The organism is Flavobacterium quisquiliarum (assembly GCF_019308285.1).
Taxonomy (GTDB): Bacteria; Bacteroidota; Bacteroidia; order Flavobacteriales; family Flavobacteriaceae; genus Flavobacterium; species Flavobacterium quisquiliarum.
In genome coordinates this window covers 12,412-30,469 of sequence record NZ_WWEM01000034.1, presented here as the reverse complement: position 1 = coordinate 30,469, position 18,058 = coordinate 12,412, and the positions used below count along the sequence as shown (strand labels likewise).

General features: G+C 33.0%; 18 protein-coding genes. 8 read left to right on the top strand and 10 right to left on the bottom strand.

Annotated elements, in window-relative coordinates; translation table 11 throughout:
• Positions 1-53: 53 nt before the first annotated feature.
• From GSY47_RS17255 to GSY47_RS17220, 8 genes are all read right to left on the bottom strand, one after another.
• On the bottom strand, positions 54-1,334 hold the full coding sequence (locus GSY47_RS17255; protein WP_179002645.1) for a hypothetical protein: 1,281 nt from the start codon (positions 1,332-1,334) through the stop codon (positions 54-56).
• Positions 1,335-1,550: 216 nt separating this feature from the next.
• Positions 1,551-2,117 (bottom strand): YceI family protein, encoded by a 567-nt coding sequence (locus tag GSY47_RS17250; protein ID WP_179002646.1) that lies wholly within the window; start codon positions 2,115-2,117, stop codon positions 1,551-1,553.
• Positions 2,118-2,155: 38 nt separating this feature from the next.
• Complete coding sequence (locus tag GSY47_RS17245; RefSeq protein ID WP_179002647.1) at positions 2,156-2,788, bottom strand: NAD(P)H-dependent oxidoreductase; 633 nt, start codon at positions 2,786-2,788, stop codon at positions 2,156-2,158.
• A 10-nt stretch (positions 2,789-2,798) separates the two neighbouring features.
• The gene (locus GSY47_RS17240; RefSeq protein ID WP_179002648.1) at positions 2,799-3,257 is read right to left on the bottom strand and encodes a MarR family winged helix-turn-helix transcriptional regulator; all 459 of its coding nucleotides are present in this window, start codon (positions 3,255-3,257) and stop codon (positions 2,799-2,801) included.
• Positions 3,258-3,558: 301 nt separating this feature from the next.
• Positions 3,559-5,166 carry a glycerol-3-phosphate dehydrogenase/oxidase gene (locus GSY47_RS17235; protein WP_179002649.1) on the bottom strand — a complete coding sequence of 536 codons (1,608 nt, stop codon included), beginning with the start codon at positions 5,164-5,166 and terminating at the stop codon, positions 3,559-3,561.
• Between the two features lie 263 nt (positions 5,167-5,429).
• Complete coding sequence (locus tag GSY47_RS17230) at positions 5,430-5,906, bottom strand: DUF6691 family protein (protein ID WP_179002650.1); 477 nt, start codon at positions 5,904-5,906, stop codon at positions 5,430-5,432.
• 10 nt (positions 5,907-5,916) lie between these two features.
• On the bottom strand, positions 5,917-6,486 hold the full coding sequence (locus GSY47_RS17225) for a YeeE/YedE family protein (RefSeq protein ID WP_179002651.1): 570 nt from the start codon (positions 6,484-6,486) through the stop codon (positions 5,917-5,919).
• 137 nt (positions 6,487-6,623) lie between these two features.
• The gene (locus GSY47_RS17220; RefSeq protein ID WP_179002652.1) at positions 6,624-8,042 is read right to left on the bottom strand and encodes an MBL fold metallo-hydrolase; all 1,419 of its coding nucleotides are present in this window, start codon (positions 8,040-8,042) and stop codon (positions 6,624-6,626) included.
• A gap of 212 nt (positions 8,043-8,254) precedes the next feature.
• On the opposite strand from GSY47_RS17220, the gene GSY47_RS17215 reads away from it, so the two are divergent.
• The 6 genes from GSY47_RS17215 (at position 8,255) to GSY47_RS17190 (ending at position 13,628) form a co-directional block, all read left to right on the top strand.
• Positions 8,255-8,845, top strand: a complete 591-nt coding sequence (locus GSY47_RS17215; protein WP_179002653.1) for an HD domain-containing protein — start codon at positions 8,255-8,257, stop codon at positions 8,843-8,845.
• Between the two features lie 265 nt (positions 8,846-9,110).
• Entirely contained in the window at positions 9,111-10,457 is a 1,347-nt protein-coding gene (locus tag GSY47_RS17210) for a cytochrome ubiquinol oxidase subunit I (protein WP_179002654.1), read from the top strand.
• 2 nt (positions 10,458-10,459) lie between these two features.
• Complete coding sequence (gene cydB, locus GSY47_RS17205; protein WP_179002655.1) at positions 10,460-11,536, top strand: cytochrome d ubiquinol oxidase subunit II; 1,077 nt, start codon at positions 10,460-10,462, stop codon at positions 11,534-11,536.
• Positions 11,537-12,049: 513 nt separating this feature from the next.
• Entirely contained in the window at positions 12,050-12,454 is a 405-nt protein-coding gene (locus GSY47_RS17200; protein WP_179002656.1) for a hypothetical protein, read from the top strand.
• A 231-nt stretch (positions 12,455-12,685) separates the two neighbouring features.
• Positions 12,686-13,078 carry a helix-turn-helix transcriptional regulator gene (locus GSY47_RS17195; RefSeq protein WP_179002657.1) on the top strand — a complete coding sequence of 131 codons (393 nt, stop codon included), beginning with the start codon at positions 12,686-12,688 and terminating at the stop codon, positions 13,076-13,078.
• A gap of 94 nt (positions 13,079-13,172) precedes the next feature.
• Complete coding sequence (locus GSY47_RS17190; RefSeq protein WP_179002658.1) at positions 13,173-13,628, top strand: GNAT family N-acetyltransferase; 456 nt, start codon at positions 13,173-13,175, stop codon at positions 13,626-13,628.
• A 230-nt stretch (positions 13,629-13,858) separates the two neighbouring features.
• On the opposite strand, the gene GSY47_RS17185 is transcribed toward GSY47_RS17190, so the two are convergent.
• Together GSY47_RS17185 and GSY47_RS17180 are read right to left on the bottom strand one after the other, a co-directional pair.
• The gene (locus GSY47_RS17185; RefSeq protein ID WP_179002659.1) at positions 13,859-14,644 is read right to left on the bottom strand and encodes a sulfite exporter TauE/SafE family protein; all 786 of its coding nucleotides are present in this window, start codon (positions 14,642-14,644) and stop codon (positions 13,859-13,861) included.
• A 214-nt stretch (positions 14,645-14,858) separates the two neighbouring features.
• Positions 14,859-15,485 (bottom strand): Crp/Fnr family transcriptional regulator, encoded by a 627-nt coding sequence (locus GSY47_RS17180; RefSeq protein WP_091491998.1) that lies wholly within the window; start codon positions 15,483-15,485, stop codon positions 14,859-14,861.
• A gap of 409 nt (positions 15,486-15,894) precedes the next feature.
• On the opposite strand from GSY47_RS17180, the gene GSY47_RS17175 reads away from it, so the two are divergent.
• Together GSY47_RS17175 and GSY47_RS17170 are read left to right on the top strand one after the other, a co-directional pair.
• Complete coding sequence (locus GSY47_RS17175; RefSeq protein ID WP_091491996.1) at positions 15,895-16,206, top strand: rhodanese-like domain-containing protein; 312 nt, start codon at positions 15,895-15,897, stop codon at positions 16,204-16,206.
• 73 nt (positions 16,207-16,279) lie between these two features.
• Complete coding sequence (locus GSY47_RS17170) at positions 16,280-17,860, top strand: NADP-dependent glyceraldehyde-3-phosphate dehydrogenase (RefSeq protein WP_179002660.1); 1,581 nt, start codon at positions 16,280-16,282, stop codon at positions 17,858-17,860.
• The last annotated feature ends 198 nt before the right edge of the window (positions 17,861-18,058 follow it).

Sequence of the window (18,058 nt, the reverse complement as noted above, 5' to 3'; positions counted from 1 at the left end):
TTTCAAAAATTTAAAATTTGTTAAATTTTATTCGTGCAATACCTTGCAAATCCTTAATTACCAATAGCCAGCGTATTGTTTACATTTATTCTAAAATCTGGATTTGCTTTTATATTAGGAAGATAAAATAGTTCACTTAGCTTCATTTTAGTGAATTGAATATCATTTTGAGGATTACTGTAATAGTTTTTTATTCCTGAATTGTTACTAGCAGATTCACTTTCTATTTCACCTTTACAGTTGTTTACAACCACATTTTTAAAGTTGATTTTAGAAAGATTTACTTCTCCATTTCCAATTGCACCTTCTAATAAAATGAAAGGTTCAAATCCAGAAACTACACTGTTGGTTAAGTTAAAAAAAGTGTTTTCTCTGATATAAGCAGATTCTCTTACCAAACCTTGATTGTTTTCTTCCAAGTTAACCAAAGTAATATTGCTTGCATTTATTTTGGTCATTTTTTTGGTCATATCAGTATTAGCAATTTTCTCATAAGAATCAACCTCAAAACATCTTGAGCCCGAAATATCTGAAGAAAACGGATGACGAATCGCGATACTGTTACTAAGGTTAATTTGAGCTCCCTGGGTGAAATCAAAATCATCATCAGTAGTTCTAAATGAGATAAGATTACTAAGATTCAAATCACCGCCATAACATTCAAAAGAATCATCATTTGAAAAACTAATTTGAATATTGCTAACGATTGTTTTTCTTCCAACTCCGGCAAGAGAAAGTCCATTCAGCTCTTTAGAAGCACTTAATTTTCTTCCCGCATATTCGATTCTAACATATTTTAAAATTCCTGAATTATCTTCCGGATCCTGACCTCCGTAGTGATTTAAAGTCGGTTCCAAGTCAAAAGGCAAAGTATGAACACCTCCTAAAGTATTAATCGGTGCTTTTCCTAAAATAATAATTCCACCCCAGTCACCTGGTTTTCTGTTATTTATTTCTTTTTCAGAAGTAAAAATAATTGGATCTGTTTCAAGACCTTCTGCAATAATTTTTGATCCATTGGTAATTACAAGTGTGCCACAGGTTTTGTCATCTCCACGAATTACGGTTCCAGGCTCTATGGTTAAAGTAGCATTGTTGGTAACGTAAACAACACCAACTAAATGGTAAACATTGCGTTTTACTAATCTAGTGTCTTTATCAATAGTTCCAGCAATTATATTAGTCGCTTCGCTATAGTCATTCACAGCAGGTCTAAAACTAGTCCAGTTGTTCATCCAGTTTGTGTTTCCTGTAATTCCTTTTGGTTGTTGTTGTGCATGTGCGAAAAAGCTGATAATGAATGTGATAGAAGCAAGGCGTAATTTTGTTTTCATAACTATGATTTTAATTTCTAGTTTTTGATTTTTTAAATTTCCCCAAAAATAGAAGCCGTATGTTAATCAAAGTCCTGACGCTTATTACGAAAGCGTTACTATAGCGTTAAGAATGTTAAGGTTTTGGAAAATGTACGAAAAGTATAGAAATAATAAACCCCGACACTTTTAAAATGTCGGGGTTTTATAATTTTTTGAACTAGTAAGTCTTAAAAATTAGAATTTTAAAGCTACAGTTAATTCGAATTCGTCATTGATAGTTTTGTCTCCTAAACCGTCGAAGAAACTACCAGAACCGTATTTAATATCGTATTTAGTTCTGTCAACTTTGAAAGCAGTTGTAGCAGTGTTTCCTTTTACAGTGATGTCAAAAGTTACTGGTTTAGTGATTCCTTTGATAGTTAAATCTGCAGTTACAGCATAAACATCAGTAGATTTTGAACTGATAGTTTTGAAAACTAATTTTGCAGTTGGGAATTTGTCAGTTCCAAAGAAATCGTCAGCTTTTAAGTGACCGTTTAATTTTCCTTGGTATTCACCAGTTAAATCTGTAGAAGTTAATGAAGTCATATCAACTGTGAAGTTACCACCAGCTAATTTTTTTCCTTTGAAAACTACAGCTCCATCTTTGAAGTTTACAGTTCCAGAGTGCTCTCCAGTTACTTTTTTACCTACCCATTTGATAGTAGATGCTTTTACGTCGATTTTTTTAGTTTGAGCGTTTACTGAAATACCAGCTGCTGCTACGAATAATGCTATTGCAATAGTTTTTAAATTTTTCATGTTTTTAAAATTAAAATTTGAATTTGATTAATAAATAATTATAGTGTGATAAATAATTCTTCGTGAGATTTTCTAACTTTTTTCTGGTGCTGTGATTTGTCATCATCATGTCTGTAACCAACTGTAGCAATTACTGATGCATTTAAACCTAATTTATCGAAACCTAAGATTTCGTTGAATTTTGCAGCATTGAAACCTTCCATCGGAGTAGCATCAATTTTTAATTCGGCTGCCGCGTTTAATAAGTTTCCTAAAGCTAAATAAGTTTGTTTTGCTGTCCAGATGTGTTTTGCTTCAGCAGATAAATTGCTTACAACACCTTTCATCATATCGCTGAATCCGCCTAAAGCATCAACAGGAACACCTCTTGTTTCGCTGATATTTTCAATGTATTTGTCAACAGAAGCGGTATCAAGATTTAAGTCATTTGCAAAAATGAAAAGGTGAGAAGCATCTGTAATTTGAGTTTGTCCCCAAGCTGCTGCTTTTAATTCTTCTCTTAATGCTGGATTTTCAACGATAATAACTTTATAAGGTTGTAATCCGTATGAAGAAGCACTTAGTCTAACCGCTTCTTTTATTGTGTTTAAATCTGCATCAGAGATTTTTTTTGTAGCATCAAACTGTTTTGTTGCATATCTCCAATTTTGATTTTCTACGAAATTGCTCATAATATTTATTTTATTTGTTGGTTCTAAATTTTTCTAATAACTGATTTAAGAAAACTAATTCTTCTGGTTTTAGATTGTCAGCAAACGCTTTTTCGTGTTCGTCTACTTTTGGATCTAATTCTTTTAAAACATCTAATCCTTTCTGAGTAATCAAAACTTCGATTTTTCTTCGATTATCTGGACAGACATTTCGGGTTACAAATTCTTTTAATAACAATTTGTCTACCAATCTTGTTGTGTTGCTTGTTTTGGCAAGCATTCGTTCTTGTATTACGCACATATTGGCTGGTTTCCCTTTTTGCCCTCTTAATATACGTAACACATTGTATTGTTCTCCAGATAAATCATACGGTTTAATTAACTCGTTGAAATGATCCTGAACCACATTTTGCGTGTACATGATATTCAGAATAACTTTTTTCGCATTATCCATCTTAACCGTACTCTTAATAACCTCTTCAATTGTCATAGTCGTAAGTGTATAATTTGTATATACAAATGTATAACTTTTAATAGTTGTATATACAAGTGTCGTGTTAAAAATTTGTTAATTATGAAAATATGTAAGAATTTAAAAAGCAGTTAAGGTTTAATTTGAGAATAAAATTAGTTTTAATTTTTAAATCAAAGTATTGGTTTTTAAATATTTAACTTAAAAATAATGTAAGTGGCTGATTTTCTAAAATAAAATTTTTAAGAATTTTAAGTTTTGAGTACGAGACATTGTTAAACAATAAATTTATCTAGTTTTTTTTGCTTATTTATGAAATTTAAAGTTTGTGAAAATCTATTTTTGAGCTGTTCCTGAATTCAGAAAGGAGAAAACCTTTAGAAATTTCATTAAAATCTTCGATTTGTTTAATAATCCAATTTTCATCGTGATTTAATTCTTTGGCCATAATTCGCGCTGTCTTTTCAGTAGATTGAATAGCAGCTCTGGCATCTAAAAATAATAAACGAACTCGCCTTGCTAATATATCATCAATAGTTCTTGCCATTTCGTAACGTACAGCCCAAACAACTTCTGCCATTGTAAATTCATGATCTGGGTGAAGTTTTTCTTTTAATTCAGGTTCATTTTCCTGTAGTTTTAGTATTTCTGAAATATCACTGCCATATATATACAAGTGATTTTCACGGTCAAGATTACTAGTTGGTTTATTTCCATGGATGGACAAATGCTGTGTAACACAATCTTTTTTAGGAAGTTTTCCTTTCAGTATGGCTTTGTCTATTATTTCTTCGGCCATTTTTCTATACGTTGTCCATTTTCCGCCGGTAATAGTTATTAAACCAGTTTCAGAAACAATAATCTTATGACTTCTCGAAACTTCTTTTGTACTTTTTCCTTCTTCTTTTGGAGCTGCCAACGGACGTAAACCTGCAAAAACAGAAAGTACATCAGCTCTTGTTGGTTTTTTAGCTAAGAATCGCTGAGCCGTTTCCAATACAAATTGAATTTCGCTTTCTAAAGCAATAGGTTCCAAACTTTGCTTCTTTATTAAAGTATCAGTGGTGCCAACAACAATGCGATTGTGCCATGGAACGGCAAATAAAACTCTTCCGTCTTTGGTTTTCGGAATCATTAAGGCATGTTCACCAGGAAGAAACGATTTATCAAAAACCAAATGAATTCCCTGACTTGGGACAATATATTTTTTATAAAAGGTGTCATTTAACTTCATTATGGCATTGGTGAAAACTCCCGTGGCATTTATTACAGTAGAAGCTTTTAGGTTATAAATAATTCCAGTTTCCTGATCGGTTACCTCAACACCAATTATTTGATTGTTATTGTCTTTTAATAAATTGACAACTTTTGCATAGTTTAGAACACAAGCTCCATTTTCGACAGCAGTTTGCGCAAGATTAATAGCCAAACGAGAATCATCAAACTGGCCGTCGTGATAAATAACGCCATTTACCAATCCGTTTTCCTCCACGTTTGGAAGCATTTCAATAGTTTTCTTTTTTGAAATGTACTTTGAACTTCCTAAACTCAAACAACCTGATAATAAGTCGTAGATTTTTAATCCGATAGTATAAAAGTAACCGCTCCACCAATTGTAATTCGGAATAACAAAAGATTGGTTTTTGACCAAATGTCCAGCATTTTGAGCCATTAATCCTCTTTCTTTTAATGCTTCTCGAACTAAGTGAATATCGCCTTGTTCCAGATAACGTACACCACCATGAACCAATTTAGTACTTCGGCTGGAAGTTCCTTTTGCAAAATCTACGGCTTCTAATAAAATGGTTTTATAACCTCGGCTGGCAGCATCAATAGCAGTTCCAAGTCCGCTTGCTCCACCGCCAATAATTATTACGTCCCAATTTTCTGTATTCTGTAATCTGGATAACTGTTCTGAACGGTTCATATTTTGCGTTACTTTTATAGGACTTATTTGTTTTAAACAAACTTAACAAAAGGAAATTAAAAATTGATGAAGAAAAATTTTTTGGTTTTATTGGTTTCAGGTTTAAAGTTTCATGTTGTTTATCTAGACTTGCTACAAAAATATAAACCCGACAAGTTTTTGAAACCTGTCGGGTTTAATATAGATTTTTTAGTTTCGTTTAGAGATTCACCCTAATCATTTTAGATTGGAATTTGGAATTTAAACTTTGGAATTTAAGTAAATTAATGAGGAAGTTTATCCTTAATTAATCCGTAAACCCAAGTACCAAAAATGGCACTTACTAAAGTTACCACAATAACCGTTGCACCTGTCCCAATTTGAGCGAAAAGCGGTCCAGGACAAGCTCCAGTGATTGCCCATCCGAAACCAAACATCAATCCACCGTAGATTTGCCCTTTGCTAAAAGTCTTTGGCTGGATTTCGATTTTTTCGCCATCAAGAGTTTTGATGTTGAATTTTTTAATCAATTGCACAGATATTAATCCAACTACAACAGCACATCCAATTACGCCATACATGTGAAACGACTGAAAGTGAAACATTTCCTGAATACGGAACCAGCTGATGATTTCGGCTTTTACGAATACAACTCCAAAAAAGATCCCGACAATTAAATATTTCAAATTAGCAAACGCAGTTTCTTTTTTCTGACTTGCATTAATTCCTTCGCCGTCTATATTTTTATTTTCTAAATTCATTTTTGAAATTTTAAAGTGAAAGAATATAAGGTAAAATCAAAAGTGACATTACAAAACCGCCAATCATAAAACAGATTGTAGCAACTAAAGACGGCCATTGTAAATTTGAAAGTCCCATAATCGCATGTCCGCTGGTACATCCACCTGCATAACGTGTCCCAAAACCAACTAAAAATCCGCCCACAACCATCATAATGAAGCCACGAAGCGTAAATAAACTTTCCCAAGAAAACAGCTGAACGGGAACTAAGCCAGTATGATCTGTGATTCCGTAACCTGCTAATTGTTCTGAAAGTTCTGGAGCAATTTCAACTGGATTTGGATTAGAAAGTAAATAAGCTGCGATCACACCGCCAAAGAAAATTCCTAAAACAAAGAATAAATTCCAGCTTTCTTTTTTCCAGTCGTATTTAAAGAATGAAATATTTGCCGGAATACAAGCCGCACAGATATGACGAAGTGACGAACTAATCCCGAAAGATTTATTTCCAATAATTAATAAAATAGGAACAGTTAATCCAATAAGCGGGCCTGCTACGTACCAAGGCCATGGTTCCCTTAAAATTTCCAGTAGATTCATGTTTTAAATTTATTTTTTTTAACCATATAAGTTATATAAGAAATTATAAACCGATGTATTAAATATAAGCTGAAGCTAATTAACGCCTGCTAAAATGAACTTACATAACTTATATGGTTAAAATTTATGTTCAATGTTTATGCTTTTAAAACCTTGCTTTGACAAACAAAATCTGATTTTGGAAGATTGGTTTTTGAAATTTCTCCAAAACCGCCTTCAACTTCAGAGAAATTTCTAAAGCCTCTTGCTTGTAAAATTGAAGCTGCAATCATACTTCTGTATCCTCCTGCACAGTGCAGATAAAAATGCTCATTTGGGTTAATGTCTTTTACCCAATCATTAATATATGCCAAAGGTTTGCTGTAAGCGTCTTCGATATGCTCAGCAGCGTATTCTGTTTCTTTACGAATGTCTACAATTTTATCAGTTTCGATATTTACTTCGTTTGCAAATTGTTCTGCTGTGATTCGGTTTACAGTATCAATTTCAAAACCTGCTTTTTGCCAAGCTTCAAAACCGCCTTCTAGATGTCCGATAATAGTATCAAAACCAACACGGCTTAAACGAGTAACGGTTTCTTCTTCCATTCCAACTGTTGTAACCAAAATAATGGGCTGTTTTACATCGGCAATTAAAGTTCCAACCCAAGGAGCAAAATCACCATTTATTCCAATATTGATAGACTGCGGAATAAAGCCTTTATGGAAATCGGCAGCACTTCTTGTATCTAAAATTAAAGCTCCAGTTTCTTCAGCAACAACTTCAAATTCAGCAGCATTTATTGCTTTCATTCCGTTGTGTAAAACAGTTTCAAAACTTTCGTATCCGCCTTTATTCATAGCAACATTCATACTGAAATAAGCTGGAGGAGGCAATAAACCATCTGTTACTTCTTGGATAAACTCAGCTTCCGTCATATTCGCACGCAAAGCATAGTTAGTAGCTTTTTGGTTTCCTATAGTCGAAACAGTTTCTTTGCTCATGTTTTTTCCGCAGGCACTTCCAGCACCATGCGCAGGATAAACGATAACATCATCGTTCAGCGTCATGATTTTATCTCTTAAAGAATGAAATAAAATTCCAGCTAGTTGATCTTGTGTCATTCCAGCAGCTTTTTGCGCTAAATCTGGACGGCCAACGTCACCGATAAATAAAGTATCACCTGAGAAAATGGCGTGATCTTTTCCGTTTTCATCTATAAGTAAAAAAGTAGTGCTTTCCATCGTGTGACCAGGAGTATGCAATACTTTAATAGTTACTTTTCCGATTTTAAATTCTTGTCCGTCTTTTGCAGAAATGCAGTCAAATTCGCAGGCTGCGTTTGGTCCGTAAACAATTGGAGCGCCTGTTTCTTTACTTAAGTCAACGTGTCCGGAAACGAAATCGGCGTGGAAATGAGTTTCAAAAATGTATTTCAATTTTACATTATCTCTTTCCAAACGATCTAAATAAGGCTGTGTTTCTCTAAGAGGATCAATTATAGCGGCTTCACCATCTGAGGTAATATAATAAGCACCTTGTGCTAAACATCCGGTGTAAATTTGTTCTATTTTCATGATATGAAATCTAAAATATGTGGGGTACAAAGATAACTTTGTTTTCCATTAAAATAGGTGACTAATGTTACAGAAATTTGATTTCTGTTAAAAAATAATGTGGATTCAGTCATAGAAGTTATATAAATTGATTTAAAGTTGAGCAATTACGCTTTAAGCTTTAATTTTGCATATGACGAATGTCATTTTTAAGAAAAAAAATAATCAGTTATATGAACACTCAAGATTTATTAGATCAAATTGCTTTTATAAAAGAGATTGATAAAGTAAAATACATTCAGCGAAAAACAAAATTGTTCAACAGTGATCGATGTGAGAACGATGCAGAACATAGCTGGCATTTGGCTTTGATGGCCATTGTTCTGGCTGAACATTCTAATACGCCAATTGATGTTTTGAAAGTCGTAAAAATGGTTTTAATCCATGATATCGTAGAAATTGACGCTGGTGATGTTTTTATTTATGATACGGTAAAGAGCCATGATAATACTGATGAAGAAAGATTGGCTGCCAATAGGATTTTTGGTTTGCTTCCTAAAAATCAAGCTGAAGAATTAATTGCCATTTGGGAAGAATTTGAAGCTGGCGAAACCAACGAAGCCAAATTTGCCAGATCGATGGATAGATTAGAACCTTTATTGCAGAATACTTCTAACAATGGTGGAACTTGGAAAGAGTTTGGAGTAACCTATGATAAAGTCTACGAGAAAAAGAGCGTCATTAAAAATGGTTCAGCATCGTTGTGGAATTATGCTGAAGGTTTGATCAATGAAAGCGTTGAAAAAGGAATTTTGAAGAAATGATTTTCACCATTTAAGTGATATAAGTTCATTTATTTCCTGCAAGGTTTCCAAAACCTTGTAGGTATTCATACTTAAGAAAAACACCTACAAGGTTTTGGAAACCTTGCAGGAGTTAATCTGGTATAAGTTTATTGGAACATCTGATACTATATATTTACTTCTATCACTTATAGGGTTCAAAATTTTAAAAGAAACTATTGTTTTAAAGAGGCTATTCGGGTTGTAATGGTTAAATTTGTGGAACTTCATAAACAAATTACCACTTATGGAAGAAATGCTCTTTTATGATCGAATGCAATTCGCATTCACCATTACTTTTCACTATCTTTTTCCGCAGCTTACAATGGGACTTTCGTTGATCATTGTTTACTTCAAATGGAAATTTCTTAAAACGAAAGACGAACAATACAATCACGCCACTCATTTCTGGATGAAAATCTTCGCCCTCAATTTTGCAATGGGCGTTGTCACCGGAATTCCGATGGAATTTCAGTTTGGAACAAACTGGGCAAAGTTCTCCGAATTAACAGGAGGAATCATTGGCCAAACATTGGCAATGGAAGGAATGTTTTCTTTCTTTCTCGAATCATCATTTTTAGGTTTGTTTTTGTTTGGTGAAAAACTGCTCGGACATAAATGGCATTTTGTAACCGGATTATTAATCATGATTGGTTCTTGGGCCAGTGGATTCTTAATTATAGCAACGCATTCGTGGATGCAAAATCCCGTTGGTTATGAAATTTTGGAAAACGGAAAATTTGTACTGAATAATTTTCAGGCTTTATTTTTAAATCCTTGGCTTTGGCCGTCCTATTTGCACAATCAGGCCGCTTCTTTAGTGACAAGTTCTTTTGTTGTGGCTGGAATTGGAGCGTTTTATATTTTAAGTAAAAAAAATGTTTCTTTCGGGAAATTGTTCCTTAAAACAGGCGTGATCTTTGGGTTGATTTCTAGTATTGTTGTAGCAGTTCCAACAGGAGATTTAGCGGCAAAAAATGTTGTAAAATACCAGCCTGTAACTTTTGCAGCGATGGAAGGAATTTTTCATACCGAAAAGAAAGGTTCTGAAATTGTCTTAATCGGTCAGCCCGATGTAAAAGACAAAAAACTTGATAATAAAATTGCTGTTCCAAACATTTTAAGTTTCCTGACTTATGGAAATTGGGATCAGGAAATTCAAGGTTTGGATCAGTTTGAAGAAGATCTTCATCCAACTAATATTTCAGGATTGTATTACGCATATCATATTATGGTTGGGCTTGGAACGGTTTTTATAGGTTTAATGGTGATTTCGCTTTTTCAATTAATCAGAGGAAAATTGTTTGAAACCAAATGGATTTTATGGTCACTTATGTTTATGATGCCGTTTCCATACATTGCTAATACAACAGGTTGGTACACGGCAGAATTAGGAAGACAGCCTTGGCTGGTGTATAATTTACTCAGAACAGCAGCAGGAGCATCGCCGACTGTTTCTTCTGGAAATACGTTGTTTACCTTGCTCGGATTTATAGGGCTGTATCTTTTGCTCGGAATGCTGTTTTTACTTTTAGTTGGAAAAATTATCAATAAAGGACCGCATAATGTGGAACTTTCAACAGAAAAAATATAAGTATGGAATTTTTTTGGTACGTAGTTTTAATGGGAATTTTGGCTGTTTATCTCGTTTTAGACGGTTATGATTTCGGTGCAGGAATTATTCATTTATTTTTTGCCGATACAGAAAAAGACAAAAAAGCAATTACTAATGCCATTGGTCCGTTCTGGGATGCCAATGAAGTCTGGCTAATTGCAGCGGGAGGTGTTTTGTTTTTTGCTTTTCCGACTTTATATGCCTCTTCTTTCAGCGGATTTTATCTTCCGTTGATTATGATTTTGTGGCTTTTGATTTTTCGTGCAATTGGTTTAGAAATGCGCGGACAAGTTCACAATCACATGTGGGAAAGCATTTGGGATAAAGCGTTCGGAATTGCAAGTTTACTTTTAGCACTTTTCTTCGGAATCGCATTAGGAAATATCGTGCGTGGTGTAAATCTCGGAATGGTTCAAAACGGCGTTTCAACGCAGGAAGCGCATTATTTCTTTTTGCCTTTATGGAATCCAACTTTCAGCCCGCAGGCAAATGAATTGGGAATTATTGACTGGTTTACGCTTTTTCTTGGTGTTGTAAGTGTTGTTGCTTTGACGATTCATGGTGCGAACTGGATTATTTATAAGACAAATTCAGCGTTAAATCCGAAACTTAAAAAAGTAGTTTTTGCTTTGAATATTGTTTTGTTGGTTTTAGTTTGTATCTCGCTTCAGATCTGGCATTTTATTGAACCAAAGCCATTTCATAATTTCGTTGAAAATCCGATTTTATGGTTTTTTCCCTTATTAACTTTTGTTGGGGTTTTAGGATTGTTTAAAGTACGTTCCTTTAAAAAAGATGGGCATGGGTTTGTATTTTCAACCTTATTTCTGGTTGGTGGATTTGCCTCGACAGCCGTTTCGATTTTTCCAAATGTTCTGCCTTCAACCAATAAAGTGAATCCGTCCTTAACAATCTATAATACTGCTGCGCATGAATATGGATTAAATGCTGGTTTGAGCTGGTTTTTTATAGCTTTGTTTCTGGTGATTATTTATTTTATAATTCAATATCGGGTTTTCAGTGGAAAAATGGATGATATTGGATATGGAGAACATTGATTTTCTGTTCGTCAAGACTCAAACTATAGCAAAAAGACGAAGTAATTCGCGAATTTATTTTTAATATGATATGAATTGCCTCCGGTTTTAACTGGAGGTTTTTTTTAGGTCAATTTATAAGACTTTAGCTAAAATCGAAAAGTTTGACTAAGATCTTATTATTTATATAGATTTGCTTGTTATCAGCTGAAAAAGCAACATATTTATAAAAACAGCTGAAAAAAATAATAGAAAAGAACCAAATGAAGAATCTGTCTGCTATCTGGAAATAAACAGTTTTTTATTTTAATTTTTGACAGAATTTTAAAATATAATCTCCTAAATCAGCACATTTTATAAGCATAATCATTTATTTAAGATTGAATTACAACTAACAGTTATATTCTATAAGTTACTGTGTAAGAAAAAAAAGAAGTTATTGCTTAATATTGTGTATCTAAGAATTTTTCCCCTAGATTCTTAAAAAAATAATTTCCAAAAAAACTTAAATTTATTTTTTACCTACCAAGAATTATGCCCTTAAAAATTTTACCCGACAAGATTAAATTTGATTACAACTCTAAAAAATGGCAGTACGAGTTTGATGAAATAAGAGATCTTAGACTGCTCAAAAAAAAGAAAAAATATTTTTTAGAAAATGGTGCTTTTATTGCTGTAACTACAGCTACTTATTATTGTATGTTTTTTTCCAATTTAATGGATTTATACTACATTATTCCTGCACTTGTTTGTTATACACTTATTATAGCTGCACGATTTAAAAACAAGAACGAATTTGAATATTTTATTTTTGTAAAAGATGTTTATAAGAATGAAATTAGAACAAAAATAGCTTCAAAAGATCGTGTTTTAATAGGTAAACAAATAGATCAATACTTAGGTCTTCAGTTTGAAAGAAGAATAAGAAGAACTGCGTAATAAAATAATTTAGAAATGTTTGTATTTAAGATTTGCCGTTATGACTTTGTTTTCATAATGGTAGCTTTAATGTATGGTTATTTTATTACCAAGAGAAAAAATTAATATAATACTGCTTTATAATTTCCCAAATATGAAGTAGCTTAGAATACCCAAAAATAAGTATAGTTATGCCGTTAAGGATTAGCGGCTGGCTGTTTTAACTATACATGACCCCAAATCACAAAAATTATGGCCGCAACAATTAAAAACAAAATCAAAAACATTAGAGAGTTAAAGAATTATACTCAAGAGTACATGGCAGAAAGATTAGGCGTGACCCAAGCAGGTTACAGCAAAATTGAAAAAGGAAAAACTTCTTTGAGTTATGAAAAGTTGGTTGACATAGGAAAGATTTTAGATGTCACAGTAGAAGATATAATTAGTTTTGATTATGATAAGTATTTTAGCAATTTTAATAATAATAAAATTACAGGAAATAATAATGGAAGTATTTTAATAAATGCAGATAATTCATCTGTACTAAAAGAACTTTACGAAGATAAAATACAATTATTAGAAAAGCTGTTAAACAGAACAGAGAATGAACTTCAACGTTATAAAATAAAATTTGGAGAGATATGAAATTACTGGATGAGCTTGTTTTTTATAAACTGGACTGGAAATGAGTTTGCTCTTTGTAATACTTTCGCTTTTTAACTAAATATTTAATAAAGCAATGAATTACAAAATCAAAAAAGCAAGTATTGAGGATCTAGATGAAGCAGCGGCACTTTTTAACCTTTATCGTGTTTTCTATCGTCAGGAATCGAATTTAGAAAAAGGAAAAGCATTTCTTAAAGATCGATTGTTAAATAATGAATCGGATATTTTTTTAGCAATTGCAGATGAAAAAGCAGTTGGTTTTGTACAACTCTACAAATTATTTCATTATACTAAGTTGCAAAAACAATGGTTGTTAAGTGATCTTTTTGTTCATCCAGATTATCGTGGTAAAGGATTGTCTGTCGCATTAATTGATCGCAGTAAACTATGGTGTGAAGAAACCGGAGCATGCGGTTTAATGTTGGAAACAGAAAAAACAAATGTTATAGGAAATCAATTATATCCCCGCTGTGAATTTGAGTACGATGGATTGCATAATTATTATCATTGGTGGAGAACAGAAAGATAAGACTTGGTATTGGATCCATTGGAATTAGTTCTGATTTTTTGTTCAAAACATGATTTATAATAAATAAACAAATCATATCAAAAAAAAACGTTTATCTTGAGGGATAAACGTTTTTTTTAGTTTCATCTTTGTCAAAGCGTTAGACTTTGACAAAGATTACTCTACAAGTAAAACTAAATTCAAAATATTTAAAATCTACACTGATGCACAATCGGTGAGAACATTAAATTCTAAAACAAAACTTCTTTTGTAATAATGTAAAATCCCATTACAAGGACAAACCACCCAAAAAGGGGTTTCAATTTTGTGCCGTCTATTTTTTTAGAAAGCTGACTTCCAATAAACATTCCAATCAAAGCCATTGCCGAAACGCTTAATAGAAAAGTATAATTTATTGGCGTTCCAATGTATAAATCCCCAGCAAAACCTATTGAAGAATTAATTGTAATGATCAATAATGAGGTTCCAACGGCTTGTTTCATGGGTAAATTAGCAAAGAAAAGCAAGGCTGGAATAATTAAGAATCCGCCTCCAGCACCAAGAAAACCAGTTACAATTCCAACTAGAAATCCTATAATGCTTAATTGCATATAATTAGTTTCTGTTGCTTTTATTTCAGGCTGATTTTTTTTAATCATCGAAATTGCTGCGGTTATCATTAAAATAGAAAAGATTACCATAATCAGAAAATCTTTTGAAACGGTGTATGATGCTACACAAAATAAAGTTTTGGCAATCTGCGGAAAAATCACTTCACGGATAATCAGAATGGAAATGATGGAAGGAACAGCAAAATACAACGCCGATTTAAGTTTTAAATTTCCCATTTTGTAATGGCTGTAACTGCCAAATAAAGCCGTTAAACCCACAATAAACAAAGAATAGGAAGTGGCTTGATCTGGATTCACCTTAAACAAATAAACTAAAATTGGAATAGTCAGTATCGATCCGCCTCCGCCAATTAAGCCAAGTGTGATTCCGATTATGATTGAAGCAAAAAAGCCTAAATATTCCATTGCATTTATTTTAATGCAAAGTTGCTTCGGAAATTAGAATCCTACAGTAACATTTATCACAGAAGGATTTTTTTAGCCACGAATTCACGAATTAGCGTTATTTTTTGCTGTTACCAATTTCACAAATCAGTTAGTTTATTTCTCTTTAGATTGGAAAAAATAAATTCGAGAATTGCTTCGCCAATTCGTTATCGTTCGAGTCGTGGAAAAAAAGTTATTTTAATAACTCAATCTGATTTCGGTTGAGTTTTACCAGACCGCGTTGTTCCATTTTTTTGAGTAATCTGGAAACGACTTCGCGGGAAGTATTTAATTCGGTTGCAATTTCTTGATGTGAAAGATTTACTTCAGAACAGCCACAGGCATCAGAATGTCTTTTTAAATAAAACTCTAAACGTTCGTCCATAGAACGGAAAGCGATATTATCTACTACTTCGAGTACTTCTTCAAAACGGCTTCTATAGGTTTCAATTACAAATTCGTACCAGCTTCTATGTTCCATCATCCATTTGTCCATAGATTGCAACGGTATCATCATTACAGATACATCTTCAACGACTTTTGCCATAATCTGGCTTTTTTCGCTTTTTGCCGTGCAAATCATCGAAATCGCGCAAGCTTGACCAGGTTGTAAGTAATACAATAAAAATTCGCCTCCATCTTCTCCCTGACGATAAATCTTGATTTTACCTTTGGTAATTAAAGCCGTATTCTTGATGTATTGTCCAGTACGCATTAAAATAGTTCCGGCTTCAAAATCCTGAAGGCTTCCATTTTCTTCGATAGTAGCAATAAGTTCGTTAGAGAAATTAGGAAAGATGGTTTTTAATGAATTTTGCATTAGAGATATTTATAAAAATAGAAAACAATATTTGAACCATTTAGAGATTAAGTTTTATTAAGCTTAATTTTTCTTCATTTCTTAATGGTTGGAATTAAAAAACTTTAATGTTTTTCTCTTTTTTTATTTTATCAAAAAGAGATTAAAATTTATAATTTTTTACAAAGATAATAGTTTGATTTGGTATTAATTGTCAAGAAACTAGATTTATCTTGAATTTTATGCAAATGAAAAAATCCTATTTTTCTACCGATTTTGTAGACTGAATTTTTAAAAATAGTAACTAAATTTGTAAATCACTGATTATACTACTTTCTCTAAAACGTTTTCTGAGAATAATAATCGAAATCGCATTTGGTACGTTTTTTATAAATAGAAACGTCGTAATTTTACAAAAACACATTTTATTATGAATTTATCACAAGAAGATTGGGTTGCTCAGTTAGAGGCTGACGAAAATGCAGTTATACTTGACGTAAGAACTGAAGACGAATTTAATGACGGCTACATTGAGAATGCTTTAAACATTGATATCAATAAAGGGCAGGGGTTCATCTATGAAATCGAAGAATTAGACAAAAATAAAAATTATTATGTATACTGCCGTTCAGGTGCTAGAAGCGCAAAAGCTTGTCAGATCATGAACGAACTGGGGATACAAAATGCCTACAATCTGCTTGGCGGAATCCTGGATTGGGAAGGCGAAACAGTACAACCATAAAAGAAGAAGAGGCATACAAAAGCCTCTTTTTTCTTTTGAAAATAGAATTACCAGACCATTAAATAACCAAACTATGAGTTTTATACCAGAAGAATATCAGATTAATACGCTGATCAATCAAGATACTTATCTTGTAAATGGAGAATTGAAACAATGGACAGGACAAACCACGCCTGTGTTTTCAACTATTTCTTCAACAGAAAAATATTCGCCGACTTTATTAGGATCTATTCCTTTTATGGGCGAAAAAGAAGCAGCAGAAGTTGTCGAAGCTGCGACTAATGCTTACGATATGGGGCAGGGCTTATGGCCAACCATGAAAGTTGCCGATCGTATTAAAAGCATGGAGAATTTTGTGAAACAAATGAAAGAAACCCGCGAAGAAGTAGTGAAATACTTGATGTGGGAAATTGGAAAATCATTAGGAGATTCGCAAAAAGAGTTCGACAGAACAGTAGAATATATTTACGATACTATTGCAAGTTATAAAGAATTAAATGGGCGTAGTTCGCATTTCGAAAAAGTACAAGGCGTAAATGCTATGATCCGCCGTGGACCTCTTGGTGTTGTATTGTGTCTTGGACCTTATAACTATCCATTAAATGAAACTTTTTCATTATTGATTCCGGCTTTAATTATGGGAAATACCGTAATTTTTAAACCGGCTAAACATGGTGTTTTATGTATTTCGCCATTATTAGAAGCATTTAGAAGCAGTTTCCCAAAAGGTGTAATTAATATTGTTTACGGTAGAGGACGTGAAGTCGCTTCTCCAATTATGAAATCTGGAAAGATTGATGTTTTAGCATTAATTGGAAACAGTAAATCGGCGATTGCTTTACAGGATCAGCATCCAAACAAAAACAGATTACGTTTGATTTTAGGGTTAGAAGCTAAAAATCCAGCGATTATTCTTCCGGATGCCGACTTGGATTTGGCTATTCAGGAATGTATTACAGGAAGTTTGTCTTTCAACGGACAGCGTTGTACGGCTTTAAAAGTATTATACGTTCACGAATCTATCAGAGAAGAATTCAATAAACGTTTTGCAGAGAAAGTAGATAGTTTAGTTTTCGGAAATCCTTGGGAAAAAGGAGTTTCTTTAACACCGCTTCCAGAATCTGAAAAACCAAGTTACATTCAAGGATTAATTGACGATGCAACTGGAAAAGGAGCAAAAATCATTAATGAAAAAGGAGGAAAACATTCGGATAATTATATTTTCCCTGCGGTTTTATATCCAGTAAATAAAGAAATGAGAGTGTATCACGAAGAACAATTTGGGCCGGTAGTTCCAGTTCTTTCGTTCAAAGATATAAAAGAACCATTGAATGATATGGCTGAATCAAACTATGGTCAGCAAGTGAGTTTGTTTGGAAAAGACATTAAAACACTTGCACCGCTTATTGATGCTTTGGTAAACTTAGTTTGTAGGGTAAACTTAAATAGTTCTTGCCAAAGAGGACCTGATGCATTCCCTTTTACAGGACGTAAAGACTCTGCATTTGGAACTTTGAGTATTCCAGATGCTTTGCGTTCTTTCTCAATTCGTACGTTTGTAGCTTCAAAAGATATCGATTATAATAATGAGATTCTGCAGGAATTGCTTAACAGCAAAGAATCGAATTTTATTAATACCGATTATATTTTGTAGTCATCAAGGTTATATATTAATTGTAGATACCGTTTGCGCTTTAGTGGCAGACGGTTTTTCTTTTTTGAGATACTAGACGCTCAGATTCTAAGTTTTTTAAAACGATAAATTCTAAACTACAAACCATCAACCTCATAACAATTCACAATTAATAATTAAATTTGCGTCGCTTTGTAACATTATTAGAAAGAAATCCAC

Excerpts from the sequence above, each read along its gene's own strand:
- GSY47_RS17255 (WP_179002645.1), bottom strand. The coding sequence starts at position 1,334 with ATGAAAACAAAATTACGCCTTGCTTCTATCACATTCATTATCAGCTTT.
- GSY47_RS17250 (WP_179002646.1), bottom strand. The coding sequence starts at position 2,117 with ATGAAAAATTTAAAAACTATTGCAATAGCATTATTCGTAGCAGCAGCT.
- GSY47_RS17245 (WP_179002647.1), bottom strand. The coding sequence starts at position 2,788 with ATGAGCAATTTCGTAGAAAATCAAAATTGGAGATATGCAACAAAACAG.
- GSY47_RS17240 (WP_179002648.1), bottom strand. The coding sequence starts at position 3,257 with ATGACAATTGAAGAGGTTATTAAGAGTACGGTTAAGATGGATAATGCG.
- GSY47_RS17235 (WP_179002649.1), bottom strand. The coding sequence starts at position 5,166 with ATGAACCGTTCAGAACAGTTATCCAGATTACAGAATACAGAAAATTGG.
- GSY47_RS17230 (WP_179002650.1), bottom strand. The coding sequence starts at position 5,906 with ATGAATTTAGAAAATAAAAATATAGACGGCGAAGGAATTAATGCAAGT.
- GSY47_RS17225 (WP_179002651.1), bottom strand. The coding sequence starts at position 6,486 with ATGAATCTACTGGAAATTTTAAGGGAACCATGGCCTTGGTACGTAGCA.
- GSY47_RS17220 (WP_179002652.1), bottom strand. The coding sequence starts at position 8,042 with ATGAAAATAGAACAAATTTACACCGGATGTTTAGCACAAGGTGCTTAT.
- GSY47_RS17215 (WP_179002653.1), top strand. The coding sequence starts at position 8,255 with ATGAACACTCAAGATTTATTAGATCAAATTGCTTTTATAAAAGAGATT.
- GSY47_RS17210 (WP_179002654.1), top strand. The coding sequence starts at position 9,111 with ATGGAAGAAATGCTCTTTTATGATCGAATGCAATTCGCATTCACCATT.
- cydB (WP_179002655.1), top strand. The coding sequence starts at position 10,460 with ATGGAATTTTTTTGGTACGTAGTTTTAATGGGAATTTTGGCTGTTTAT.
- GSY47_RS17200 (WP_179002656.1), top strand. The coding sequence starts at position 12,050 with ATGCCCTTAAAAATTTTACCCGACAAGATTAAATTTGATTACAACTCT.
- GSY47_RS17195 (WP_179002657.1), top strand. The coding sequence starts at position 12,686 with ATGGCCGCAACAATTAAAAACAAAATCAAAAACATTAGAGAGTTAAAG.
- GSY47_RS17190 (WP_179002658.1), top strand. The coding sequence starts at position 13,173 with ATGAATTACAAAATCAAAAAAGCAAGTATTGAGGATCTAGATGAAGCA.
- GSY47_RS17185 (WP_179002659.1), bottom strand. The coding sequence starts at position 14,644 with ATGGAATATTTAGGCTTTTTTGCTTCAATCATAATCGGAATCACACTT.
- GSY47_RS17180 (WP_091491998.1), bottom strand. The coding sequence starts at position 15,485 with ATGCAAAATTCATTAAAAACCATCTTTCCTAATTTCTCTAACGAACTT.
- GSY47_RS17175 (WP_091491996.1), top strand. The coding sequence starts at position 15,895 with ATGAATTTATCACAAGAAGATTGGGTTGCTCAGTTAGAGGCTGACGAA.
- GSY47_RS17170 (WP_179002660.1), top strand. The coding sequence starts at position 16,280 with ATGAGTTTTATACCAGAAGAATATCAGATTAATACGCTGATCAATCAA.